Source organism: Paenibacillus algorifonticola (assembly GCF_000971975.1).
GTDB lineage: Bacteria > Bacillota > Bacilli > Paenibacillales > Paenibacillaceae > Pristimantibacillus > Pristimantibacillus algorifonticola.
Genome location: NZ_LAQO01000002.1, coordinates 375883 through 388049, shown reverse-complemented (window position 1 = coordinate 388049; position 12167 = coordinate 375883). Strand labels below are relative to the sequence as shown.

13 protein-coding genes are annotated in these 12167 nt (G+C 52.2%); 2 read left to right on the top strand and 11 right to left on the bottom strand.

Annotation, left to right across the window (positions count from 1 at the left end):
- Positions 1-116 precede the first annotated feature (116 nt).
- The 10 genes from rnc to WH37_RS11410 all read right to left on the bottom strand — a co-directional run bounded on the left by rnc (position 117) and on the right by WH37_RS11410 (position 7841).
- Positions 117-818, bottom strand: a complete 702-nt coding sequence (gene rnc / locus WH37_RS11455) for a ribonuclease III (RefSeq protein WP_046230683.1) — start codon at positions 816-818, stop codon at positions 117-119.
- The gene (gene fabF / locus WH37_RS11450) at positions 808-2049 is read right to left on the bottom strand and encodes a beta-ketoacyl-ACP synthase II (protein WP_046230682.1); all 1242 of its coding nucleotides are present in this window, start codon (positions 2047-2049) and stop codon (positions 808-810) included. The genes rnc and fabF overlap by 11 nt, the downstream gene beginning before the upstream one ends.
- A 153-nt stretch (positions 2050-2202) precedes the next feature.
- Entirely contained in the window at positions 2203-2436 is a 234-nt protein-coding gene (gene acpP / locus WH37_RS11445) for an acyl carrier protein (protein ID WP_046230681.1), read from the bottom strand.
- Between the two features lie 94 nt (positions 2437-2530).
- Positions 2531-3280: a 3-oxoacyl-[acyl-carrier-protein] reductase gene (fabG, locus tag WH37_RS11440; protein WP_046230680.1), complete on the bottom strand. Its 750-nt coding sequence runs from the start codon at positions 3278-3280 to the stop codon at positions 2531-2533.
- Positions 3281-3293: 13 nt separating this feature from the next.
- Positions 3294-4226: an ACP S-malonyltransferase gene (fabD, locus tag WH37_RS11435; RefSeq protein WP_046230679.1), complete on the bottom strand. Its 933-nt coding sequence runs from the start codon at positions 4224-4226 to the stop codon at positions 3294-3296.
- A gap of 15 nt (positions 4227-4241) precedes the next feature.
- On the bottom strand, positions 4242-5228 hold the full coding sequence (locus WH37_RS11430; protein ID WP_046230841.1) for a beta-ketoacyl-ACP synthase III: 987 nt from the start codon (positions 5226-5228) through the stop codon (positions 4242-4244).
- 10 nt (positions 5229-5238) lie between these two features.
- Positions 5239-6228 carry a phosphate acyltransferase PlsX gene (gene plsX / locus WH37_RS11425; protein ID WP_046230678.1) on the bottom strand — a complete coding sequence of 330 codons (990 nt, stop codon included), beginning with the start codon at positions 6226-6228 and terminating at the stop codon, positions 5239-5241.
- Entirely contained in the window at positions 6212-6808 is a 597-nt protein-coding gene (fapR, locus tag WH37_RS11420) for a transcription factor FapR (protein ID WP_046230840.1), read from the bottom strand. Before fapR ends, plsX begins: the two co-directional genes overlap by 17 nt.
- A gap of 293 nt (positions 6809-7101) precedes the next feature.
- Complete coding sequence (rpmF, locus tag WH37_RS11415; RefSeq protein ID WP_042160385.1) at positions 7102-7275, bottom strand: 50S ribosomal protein L32; 174 nt, start codon at positions 7273-7275, stop codon at positions 7102-7104.
- 38 nt (positions 7276-7313) lie between these two features.
- Entirely contained in the window at positions 7314-7841 is a 528-nt protein-coding gene (locus WH37_RS11410; protein ID WP_046230677.1) for a YceD family protein, read from the bottom strand.
- A 382-nt stretch (positions 7842-8223) separates the two neighbouring features.
- On the opposite strand from WH37_RS11410, the gene WH37_RS11405 reads away from it, so the two are divergent.
- Positions 8224-9468: a nucleotidyltransferase gene (locus WH37_RS11405; RefSeq protein ID WP_046230676.1), complete on the top strand. Its 1245-nt coding sequence runs from the start codon at positions 8224-8226 to the stop codon at positions 9466-9468.
- 10 nt (positions 9469-9478) lie between these two features.
- Here the strand turns inward: WH37_RS11405 and WH37_RS11400 are convergent, their stop codons facing one another.
- Positions 9479-10597 carry a S16 family serine protease gene (locus WH37_RS11400; RefSeq protein WP_046230675.1) on the bottom strand — a complete coding sequence of 373 codons (1119 nt, stop codon included), beginning with the start codon at positions 10595-10597 and terminating at the stop codon, positions 9479-9481.
- A 297-nt stretch (positions 10598-10894) separates the two neighbouring features.
- Between WH37_RS11400 and WH37_RS11395 the strand changes: the two genes are divergently transcribed.
- The gene (locus WH37_RS11395) at positions 10895-12121 is read left to right on the top strand and encodes a nucleoside recognition domain-containing protein (RefSeq protein WP_052736928.1); all 1227 of its coding nucleotides are present in this window, start codon (positions 10895-10897) and stop codon (positions 12119-12121) included.
- The last annotated feature ends 46 nt before the right edge of the window (positions 12122-12167 follow it).

Sequence of the window (12167 nt, the reverse complement as noted above, 5' to 3'; positions counted from 1 at the left end):
TTCATTCCGAGAAATAGAAGCACCGGATAGGGAAAATTTTTCCTTCCTTATATATATAAAAAAGAGACCACCGGGATTTGTTTCAATCCCAGTGGCCTCTCCTTATAGCTTCCTCTTTACGGCTGAGCGGAAAGGGAGTGCCACGCTTCTTCCGCTGCGCGCTGCTCCGCTTCCTTCTTCGTCCGACCGCTGCCGCTGCCGCATCTGGCATCGCCCAAAATCACTTCCACGACAAACTCACGATCATGCGCCGGTCCACGCTCCTCGGTAATCCGGTATTCTACCGTACCGAGCCCATGATGCTGGGCGCGCTCCTGCAGCTTGGATTTGAAATCCTTCACGAGCAGACCGTAATCGTTCGATTCAATGAATGGAAACACATGCTCTTCAAGAAAAGCACGCGCTCGCTCCATACCTGCATCGAGAAAAATCGCACCGACAAACGCTTCAAACAAATCCGCCAGAAGCGCCGGCCTTTGTCTGCCGCCCAGCTGCTCTTCGCCCCGTCCCAGCAGGACGTAGGCGCCAAGAGCAAGCCGCTCTGCAAAAAGGGCAAGTGACGGTTCACATACGACCGAGGCGCGCATACGCGTAAGCTCGCCCTCCGGCCGACGTGGATATGAGCGAAACAGAAATTCCGAGACGAGCAATTGCAATACCGCATCGCCTAAAAACTCCAAACGCTCATTATGCTCGATTGTGCCATGTTTATGCTCATTTACATACGACGTATGCGTGAAAGCTTGCTTCAGCAGCCTATGTTGTTTGAAGCGTAGCCCCAGACGCGACTGCAGCTCGCTTAAGGAATCATGCTTCATAAACTTTCATCACGATCGTCGCATTATGACCGCCAAAACCGAAGGAGTTGGACATTGCGATACGAACATCCGCTTTGCGCGGCTCATTCGGCACATAATCCAAATCACATTCCGGATCCTGATTGTCTAAGTTAATCGTTGGTGCAATGATGCCGTTTTGCAGCGTCAAGCCTAAAATAACCGCTTCCACTCCGCCGGCTGCGCCAAGCAAATGTCCCGTCATCGACTTCGTCGAGCTGACCGCCAGTTTATAAGCATGGTCGCCAAACGCTTTCTTAATCGCTTTCGTCTCCGAACGGTCGCCTACCGGCGTTGAAGTGCCGTGAGCATTAATATAATCAATTGCTTCAGGAGCAAGTCCAGCATCTTTGAGCGCTTTCACCATACAGCGTGCTGCGCCGTCTGGATCTGGCTCTGTCATATGATGCGCGTCGCCGCTCATGCCATAGCCAATAATCTCAGCGTAGATCCGAGCTCCACGTTTTTGAGCATGCTCGAGAGATTCCAATACGAGCACGCCTGCGCCCTCGCCCATTACGAAACCATCACGGTCTATATCGAAAGGACGGCTTGCTTTACTCGGTTCTTCGTTGCGGACGGACATGGCACGCATCGAGCAAAAGCCCGCCATGCCAGTCGGACGAATCGTCGCCTCTGCACCGCCGCACAGCATGACGTCAGCGTCGCCGCGCATAATCATTTTATAAGAATCGCCAATGGAATGCGTGCCTGTTGCACAAGCGGTTACCGCTGTGCTATTCGGGCCTTTCGCTCCTGTCAGCATTGACACTTGGCCTGATGCCATATTCGCGATCATCATTGGAATAAAAAACGGGCTAACGCGCTTTGGGCCCTTTTCCAGCAAAATGTTATGCTGGTCTTCCCAAGTGCCAAGACCGCCAATACCGGAGCCAATCATAACGCCAACGCGTTCTTCATCAGCATTTTCACCAATTTTCAAATCCGCATCCTTAACCGCCAATTGGCTGGCTACAGCAGCGAACTGTACGAAGCGGTCCATACGGCGCGCTTCCTTCTTGTCCAATCCGAAATCCTCCGGATTGAAGTTTTTGATTTCTGCGGCAATATATGTCGGGTATTCCGAAAAATCGAACGCTTCCACAACGGATACACCAGACTTGCCTGCGAGCAAATTGCCCCAAAACTCCTCCAGCTCATGTCCGAGGGAAGTCATAACTCCCATGCCTGTAACGACAACTCTTTGCTTCATTTCGATTCACCTCTATGAACTGCAATATAGATAACACGCTGCTGCGCTGTATCTTTTATATATAAATAGCTCTTACGCTCATTTATTCATCTTCATAATCACATGCCCTAGATGGAGAGAAGTCCCGTTTGTGACAACGGGACCCAGGCTTCCTTAGTTAAGAGATTGTATGTATTTAACAACTTCTCCTACTGTTGTGATTTTCTCTGCATCTTCATCAGAGATCTCCATATCGAACTCGTCTTCAAGCTCCATGACCAATTCCACGACATCGAGCGAGTCAGCGCCGAGGTCATCTTTAAATGAAGCTTCAAGCGTTACTTCCGCTTCGTCTACACCTAGGCGGTCTACAACGATACGTTTTACGCGATCTATTACTTCGGACATCCGGTTCACCTCCTCTTTGGTATTATACGAGAATTAAAACTAAAATGCCATACGTAACCGTTTTAATTCCCGGCAAAGCCCTTGCGGCACTATATTACATGTACATGCCGCCATCCACATGAACGGTTTGACCCGTCATATAGCCTGCTGCATCAGACGCCAGAAAACGTACAGCTGCTGCAATATCTTCCGAGCTGCCAAGACGCGCAAGCGGGATTTGACCGGCAAGCGATTCCTTCATTTCTTCCGGAAGCTTGTCTGTCATTTCAGTCTGAATGAAGCCTGGCGCGACGCAATTGACCGTAATGCCACGCGAAGCCAGTTCCTTCGCGCTAGCTTTCGTAAGGCCAATTACGCCAGCCTTAGCGGCAACATAGTTAGCTTGTCCAGGATTGCCAAGCACCCCAACGACGGATGAAATATTAATAATGCGGCCTGAACGCTGCTTCATCATTGGACGAGTAACCGCCTTGATGCCATTGAATACGCCCTTCAAGTTCGTCTCAATAACTTGGTCAAATTCCTCTTCCTTCATACGCATGATTAGGTTGTCTCTTGTAATTCCGGCATTATTCACCAAAATATCGATAGCACCGAACTGCTCCAGCACATCCTTGACCATAGCATCGAATTCAGCTGCCTTGCCTACATTAGCCTGCAGTACAATTGCACGGCGGCCTAGCGCCTCTACAGCCTGAGCGGTCTCAGCGGCTGCCGCCTCGCTGCCCGAATAGTTAATGGCAACATCTGCCCCGGCTTCTGCCAATGCGATCGCAATCGCTCTGCCAATCCCTCGGGAAGCGCCCGTTACAAGCGCCTTCTTGCCTTCCAAATTCGCGAACATGATAAAACCTCCCCTATTCGGCTGCTTGCAAAGCATCCAGTGCTGCAATGCTGTTAAGTGAAATCACCTTAACGGATTTATCGATTTTTTTGATCAAGCCGGCAAGCACCGTGCCTGAACCGATTTCCACGAAAGTATCTACGCCTTCCGCGATTAAATAACGAATGCTGTCTTCCCACAGTACTGGCGAGTAGACTTGCTCGACCAACAGTCCGCGAAGTGCCGCCGCATCCGTTACTGCGCTCGCTGTAACGTTAGCTACAACAGGCACAAAAGCATCGCTCATGCTTACGCTTGCCAATACGCCAGCAAGCTGCTGAGCAGCAGGCTTCATTAGTGATGAATGGAAAGGGCCGCTAACCTCAAGCGGAATGACCCGCTTGAATCCGGCTTCCTTGCCGCGCTCAACAATGGCCTGAACGCCTGCCGCGGAACCGGAAACGACGATCTGCCCTGGACAGTTCACGTTCGCAAGCTCGACAACATGGCCTTCTGCCGTCACCGTACGGCATAGCTCGGCAAGCGCCTCGCGCTCTGCGCCAAGCACGGCTGCCATTGCGCCATGTCCACCCGGAACCGCCTGCTCCATAAAGAGACCGCGGGAACGCACCGTACGAACAGCGTCCTCAAAGGATAATACACCAGAAGCTACTAGCGCACTGTATTCCCCAAGGCTGTGGCCCGCTACATAGTCCGCTTTCAAACCGCGGCCTTCTAAAGCTTGCAGCAGCGCGACGCTCACCGTAAGCAGCGCAGGCTGTGTATTGGCCGTCTGCTTCAGCGTCTCCTCCGGCCCTTCAAAAATAATATCGCTCAGCTTAAAGCCAAGCGCTTCATCCGCCTGTTCAAAAATCTGGCGCGAATCCTCGAACGCTTCATAAACATCCTTGCCCATCCCTACAGCCTGAGCGCCTTGTCCTGGAAATACAAAAGCGGTTTTACCCATCCTGCAATCCCTCCGTTACCAAATCAATACAGAAGCTCCCCAAGTCAGTCCGCCGCCAAAGCCGACGAATACGAGAGCGTCTCCTTCTTTCACACGATTTTGCTCAACCGCTTCCGCCAGCGCAACCGGAATCGATGCTGCCGACATATTGCCGTAGTTGTTCAAATTAATCATGCATTTCTCCTCAGACAAATTCAGACGGTTAAGCGCCGATTGAATGATTCGAATATTCGCCTGATGCGGGATAAGCAGATCGATTTGATCCTTCGTCATATCCGCTTTGCGAAGCGCTTCCTCTGCTGCACTGCCCATAATGCGCACCGCAAACTTGAAAACATCATTGCCAGCCATATGGATAAAATGCTGCCGCGATGCGACGCTTTCCTCCGTAGCTGGCATGCGTGAACCGCCGCCGCTTACTTTCAGCAGCTCGCCGCCGCCTCCATCCGCTCCGAGCTGGAAGGAGCGGAAGCCTCTGCCTTCTGCTACTTCGCCAAGCACAACCGCTCCCGCACCGTCGCCAAACAAAATGCATGTATTGCGGTCTGTGTAGTCCGTAATACGCGAAAGCGTCTCCGCGCCAACAACAAGCACATGCTTATACAAGCCGGAAGAAATCATGCTCGTTGCTGTCGCAAGGCCATAAATAAAGCCCGAGCAAGCTGCGGAAAGATCGAATGCTGCCGCCTGCTTGGCTCCCAGCTTCTCTTGAAGCAGACAGGAGGTCGATGGAAAGGCCATGTCTGGCGTTATCGTCGCCACGATAATGAGGTCGATATCCTCTACCGTAAGTCCTGCAGCTGCAATCGCAGCTTTGGAGGCCTCATAAGCAAGGTCTGAAGTTGCTTCTTCGGGTGCAGCCATCCGGCGCTCGCTAATCCCAGTTCGGGTAACGATCCACTCATCATTCGTTTCGACCATTTGTTCAAGCTGCTGATTCGTTATAATACGTTCAGGCACATATTTGCCTGTACCAATAATGCCTACAGGATGCAAATTCACCACAACACACTCACTTCCCGCTTATTTCCGCTGCGATCGATTCGGTCAGCTTGCCTTGAATGGCAATTCGCGCCTGGCGAATCGCGCTTTTGACAGCTACCTCGTCGGAGGAACCATGGCATTTCATGACGAGTCCGTTCAAACCGAGCAGCGGTGCGCTACCATATTCTTTATAGTCCATTTTGTTTTTGAGCTTGCGCAGCTTCGGCAGCATAATCGCTGCGGCCAGCTTGGTAAGCAACGATTCGCCAAAAGCGTCTTTGATGAAGCCAAACAGGGTGCCTGCCGTGCCTTCCATCGCTTTCAACATAATATTTCCGGCAAAGCCGTCGCAAATAAGGACATCACAGCTGCGACTAAGTACATCTCTCGCTTCAACATTTCCAATAAAATGAATCGGAGCCTGCTCAAGCAGATCGTAAGCCGCCTTAGTCAGCTCATTGCCTTTGCGCGCTTCGGTTCCAACGTTTAGCAACCCGATACGAGGCTTATCCATTCCATGCACTTTGGAGCGATAAATGCTCCCCATAATAGCGTATTGCAATAAATGCTCTGGCTTCGCATCCATATTGGCGCCTAAATCAAGCGCCAGCATGCCGACATCGTCCATCGTCGGGAGCATAGGCGCGAGCGCCGGGCGCTCAATACCATCCAGACGGCCGACAACGAGCAGCCCTGTCGTCATTAATGCTCCGGTATTTCCGGCAGACAGCATTGCATCTGCCCGTTTTTCACGGACGAGCTGGCCCGCAACGACCATGGAGGCCCCTTTTTTACGCCTAACAGCCTTTACCGGCTCTTCATCCGGTCCGATGACCTCATCGGCATGACAAAGGCTAATATTGGCGGGCTTATTGCCGCCCATCAGCTGCTCGATGACGGCAGTATCTCCAACCAGTACAAGCTCCGTATCCGGCCATTCGTGCGCAGCTTCAAGCACGCCCTTCACAATGAGGCCAGGCGCATTATCTCCGCCCATAGCATCAATGGCGATCCGCATGTTCGTCCCCTCCTTCTTTCTCCGCCTCCCCTGCGGATCGGAAAATTACAAAATCCCCTTGAAAAACCATTTCTTCGCCGACATAGGTGAAAATTTCGACCTTTGCTTTGGAGCGTTCGCCGGAAATCGACCTCACATAGGCTTTCGCAATGCATTTTTCATCTAATTTTACTGGGCGAATGAACCGAATGTCCGCCGTTACCGTTAAAGCGATGGGATTGTCGATAATGGCGACGGCCAGCGAATTCGCTTGGGCGAAAACATGATGGCCCCGGGCAATGCCCGTTCGCGAGAAAACATGCTCCTCACGTATTTCAAAGATCGAAATTCCGCTTTTATCCAGCTGAAGATCAACAATTTCACCTATAACCTCATGAAGCGGCAATGACCGTACCGTATCGTACGAACGCTCCGCCATCAGCTTCAGCCGCTCGCGCAGTTCGGGAATACCAAGTTCCATCCGATCCAAGCGGATCGTTTGGATGCTTACCTTTAAATGCCTTGTAAGCTCCCGGTCTGTCATGAACGGATTTTCCTCCATAAGTTTGGCAAGCAGCTGATGCCGCTGCCGTTTGGGCATTCGTTCGATCGTCGGCACCACCTTGGACTGGCGTAAGCAGGCGCATTCGCCAATCATATATTTTATAAAGACGTCGGTCCAACAGGCCAACATCTACTATTATCACCTGGTACTAAAATTCTCTATAAAAAAAGCCTCTGTAAGCAGCGACGCGAACCTAGACGGTTACTTCCGCCTAGTTAAAGGCGGCCTCGTCCCGTGAAGAAACGAAAAACGCTGCTATAAGGAGCTAAACGTGTGCAAAAAAACAGCACCTCACCAAGCGATGAAGTGCCATTGTGAGATCCCGGAAATTATTGAGCAATAATTTCTTTCGTTTTGTAGTATCCGCACACTTTGCATACGTGATGAGCCAATTTCAGCTCTCCGCATTGCTCGCATTTTACCATACCTGGTACAGCCAACTTAAAGTGAGTGCGACGTTTGTCGCGGCGAGTTTTGGACGTTCTTCTTTGAGGTACTGCCATGTTTAACACCTCCTTCACAATATTCGCGAAGCGATACACTATTGATCCTTGAACAAATCCTTCAATGCTGCAAAACGATGGTCAAGCTTCTCGTTATTGCAACTGCATGTCTGTTCATTTAAGTTCTGTCCGCATGTGTGACAAAGTCCTTTACAGTCGCTCTTGCAAAGCGGGGCAAACGGCATAAACAGTTGAAGCGCCTCTTCCACATAAGGCTGCAAATTCAATCTTTCACCGGATACCGCAATGAAGTCGCTGTCGTCGTCCTCTTCCTGCTCATCCTCGTCTTTACCACGTTTCGGCGCAGGCTCGAACTGCTCGGAGAAAGGAATGACTGTATGCTCCTGAACGGCTTCCAGACATCTGGAGCACGCAAGCTCCCAATCGATCGTCATTTGACCATCAACCAAGATAGACCCTGCATTTCCTTCTACCTCAAGCGCTACATGGAGCGGACCTGTGTTAATCACATCAGCCCGTCCTTCAAATAGAGGGGCAACATCAATGGATTCATTGATTGTATGCTTTAACCTCTTGGACATCGTTTCTTCTACATGAAACTGCATATTATCACCTCAAACAAACAAAATTTATTATAGCTATTTTATAAGGGTTTTGTCAACATTTTCACAGAGGATTGGCTTTATTTCGCTTTCAACGGTTGAAAATGATGGCTCCGATTTTATCTTAATCCTAGCTATGCTATTCTTGAAATATAAGCAATTATAAGTTTTACACTTATAATTGGCTTACATTCCACCCGCGAAACGGCAGCTTTGCCTCCAAGGATAGCTTAAGCCGTTTACGCTTGAAATATAAGAATTTATAAGTTTCACACCTATAAATAGGCTTATATTTCTCGGACTGAAACGCGCCGCGCCGCCAAAGGACGGCGACAGCCGTTTCACCTAGTAATGCAACCATTTTACAATTGAGGAGCACGGTTATATGCGTACGGTAGGATTAATTGTTGAATATAATCCGTTTCATAACGGCCATCGCTATCATTTGCAGCAGTCGCTGCTGGCAAGCGGGTCTGACGCCGTTGTCGCTGTCATGAGCGGGCATTTCCTCCAGCGCGGCGAGCCTGCCGTGATGGACAAATGGAGCCGTACGGAAGCCGCGCTGCGCGGGGGCTGCGATCTCGTCATTGAGCTGCCTGTAGCCTACGCTACACAGGCGGCGGAATGGTTCTCCTACGGCGCCGTTGCACTGCTGGAGGCAACGGGCGTTGTCGATGGCTTCTGCTTCGGCACGGAAAGCGGCGATTTGGCTCCGCTTATGGATGCCGCCTCCGTCATCGCGCAGGAGCCGCCCGCTTTCGCCTTGCAGCTAAAAGAGCTGCTGGCTACAGGAATGAGCTACCCGAGCGCTTACAGCAGCGCGGTAGCCACTTATTTGGGCAGCATAGGCAAGCCGGAAGCTGCTGCGTTTCCTTTTGACATGCCCAACCATACGCTGGGGCTGCATTATTTGATTGCCCTTGCGCGTCTCGGCGGGCGCATGGAGCCTTTCACCATTCGCCGCGAGAAAGCCGCATACAACCAGGAGGACGTAACGGACAGCGCCATTGCCAGCGCTACCGCCATTCGCAAACAGCTTTTGCTTGAACGGCAGCTTGCAGGCATTAAGCCTTTTGTGCCGGACACAACCTATGAAGTATTGGCGCGCGAATGGGATGCAAGGCGAAGTCCTGTAAGCTGGGACAGCTTCGCCTCGCCGCTGCTGCACGCCATCGTCACCCGTTCAGCGCAGCAGCTGGCCGAGCTGCATGAAATAACCGAAGGGCTTGAACACCGTATTCGCAAAACGCTGCCCCGGCTAAAGGAGCTTCAGATTGAACACTTGCTTACAGAGCTCAAAACGAAACGGTATACCCGCACGAAGCTGCAGCGTTCTCTGCTTTCGATTTTGCTCGGACATACCAAGTCGGATTTCACACCGGACAAGCTGCGCAGCGGACTGCAATATATTCGCGTGCTTGGCTTTAGCGAAAAAGGCAAAGGGCTGCTGCGAAAAATGCGCACGACCGCGACCTTGCCCGTTCTGTTAAGCGCTTCGGCTGCCGAGCAGCCCTACCGTTATTTAGAGCTTGATACGCAAGCTACCGCTGCCTATATGCTCGCTCATGCAGGGGGCAAGCAGCCAGACGCTTTATTTCGCGACTATTATGCCAAACCGATCATGCTCTAATTCAAACCGCCTATTTTTCGCGTACATACTGCTCAATCACCTGCTTAGCCTCACCGAGAGTATTCACGCTGACGACTTTCATGCTCGTCCCCATGTCCTTCGCCTTGTCCGCAGCTTCCTTGTAGTTGGCGGACGGGGCGAGAAACAGCTCCGCCCCCTCGCGGCTTGCCGCAATGACCTTGAACGCAATTCCGCCAATTTCCCCAACCGTCCCATTTGCTGCGATTGTGCCTGTTCCAGCGATAATCGCTCCGCCCGTCAAATCCTGCTTGTCCAGCAGCAAATCAAGCGACTGCAGAGCAAACATCAACCCAGCGGAGGGGCCGCCAATGGCTCCTGAATCTATTTGCAGCTTAAAGCGGCTATCATCCGGCTGCAGGCTGCGAAGCTCAGCAAGCTGAACACCTCCAAGCGCGATAGGAAGCTTATCCATCGTTAGAGGAGCCTCATAGGCGCCCAGCTTAATCGCAACGTCTTGCTCCTCTCCTTCCCGCTTGACGATAAATACGGCCTCATCGCCCGCCTTGTAGGCTTCAAGCTCGAGAACAATTTGCTTGGCATCCGTAAAAGGCTCGCCTCCTTTTAACGAAACGAGTACGTCTCCAAGCTGCCAGCCGCTGCCATCACTGTCCTGCTTCACATCCGACACCGCGATGCTGTCAACCACTGATTGATAGGAAAGATGGGCGTAGCGGTACGCAGCTTCAATGGCTTGATTTTGTGAGCCTTGCATGACGACTGTCATTCGCTCAGCATATTCCTGCTCCGTATAGCCGCGTAAAATCGATGAGCGGCTGTAAGTCGCTATATCCGTATCCCATGCAGAAGAGAGGGTTTCCCACCAATTCGCATCGGAGAGCCTGACGGCTGTCATAAGAAAAGCACCCTCTTCTGGCGTCGAAGCAGGCGATGGACTAGGTGAAGGCTTCATCGCTCCCTCCTCCCCAAAACGCACCATCGGCTTCGTCGGGGCAGCTAGTCCAGGCTCATACATGACATAGGGTGTTGGTGCGTACAACAGCATATACATGAATAAAGCCGTCGCCATCATAATAAAGCCTAGCTGCCTTACTCCTGACGATTTCAAGGACAATTCGCGCCCCTTTCGTTCCTCATAAAGCTTCTTCATCCCTTTATGGCCATCTTTACCACTTCATTTCTGGCCTTTGCATGCTGCTGCCTATAACAACGTACATCAACGGTCTAACGAGTCAAGCGGCTGCATACATATCGTACAAGCCGCTATACTGACTGCCTTTTGCAATTTCCCAGCGTTCGCAACCATTATTGCACTGTGCTGATTGGCGGCCTTGCAGGCGCTGCAAATAGCCCGTATTTCCACACGCGCAGCTGTAAAATGTGTATTTTTGCACTTATCACAATCATTCAATTCCCTACGATGTCCTGAAATGGAGTTGATCGTCCAGTGGCTAAAACCTTGCTCGCAGCACTAGCGTCCATTCTGCTGGTCGGAGCTGTTATCTACCAGTCCGAAGCAGCCTTTCAAGCTTCCCTTCAAGGACTGACCTTATGGTGGAATATTGTTTTTCCCGGGCTGCTGCCTTTTCTCGTCCTATTCGAGCTAATTACCGCCTTTGGCCTCGTTCACGGAATCGGCGTGCTGCTCCAGCCGCTGATGCGCCGATTGTTCCGCCTTCCCGGAGAGGCCGCGCTGCCCCTGCTATTCGGCTGGCTAGCCGGCTTTCCCGCCGGTGCTGAAACGACGGCCGTGCTTCGCAGGCATGGGCATGTTACGCTCCAAGAAGGCCAGCGTCTGCTAGCCTTTTCACATATGCCGAATCCTATCTTCATGCTTGTGGTCCTCGGCGCAGGCTTCATGCATCAGCCGGAGCTGGGCCTCTTGATCGCAGCAGCCGTCTGGCTGTCTGCGCTATGGACAGCCTGGCTGCTGCTGTTCACCAGCAGGTCCGAGGCTTTCCCGGCCCGCGCCGCCCAGGTGCAGGAAGGCCGATTGGTTGAGCGCGCGGCCAAGGCCATCACCGCAGCGCGGGAAAGCGACGGCCGCGGCTTCGGGCGGGCGCTCGGCGAAGCCGTATCCGGCGGCGTGCAAAAGCTGATGCTGATTGGCGGCCTGATCATTTTCACCGCTGTCATCGCCCAGCTTATGCAGCCGCTTTGGCTTTTTATCAGCTCAGGAAGCTGGTGGGAAGCGCTCTTCCTGCCCGCGCTGCTTGAAAGCCATATCGGCACCTATACAGCTGCCGTGCTGGAAGCACCGAGCCTGACACCTGTGCTGAGCGCCGCTATCACCGCTGCAATACTCGCATGGAGCGGCATCAGCGGCCTGCTGCAAGCAGGCTATTCTACGAGCGGCACAGATCTTAAGCTGCTCCCGCTCGCTGGCGCCAAGCTGCTTCATGCCGGCCATGCCGCTTGGTTTGTTGTGCTCTTGTGGAAGCCGGCGCAGATGCTGCTCGCAAGCGCCCCTTTTGATTCCTTGCGGCAAGCCGCTAGTGCGCTGCCAGCTGTTTCATCAAATGGAGCGTGGATGAACAGCCCGGTTCCGGGTTATTTTCACGTGCAGCATTTCCCTAATCTGTGGCTCTACACTTTGGCTGCGTCAGCGCTGCTCGTACTGCTGCTCGCAGCGCTGTATATGCTGGCACGAAGAGAGACTGACATACCCAAATAATGCTCAGTTTCAGCTGCGGGTATAGCTTAGCTGAGCCGAGTATCTT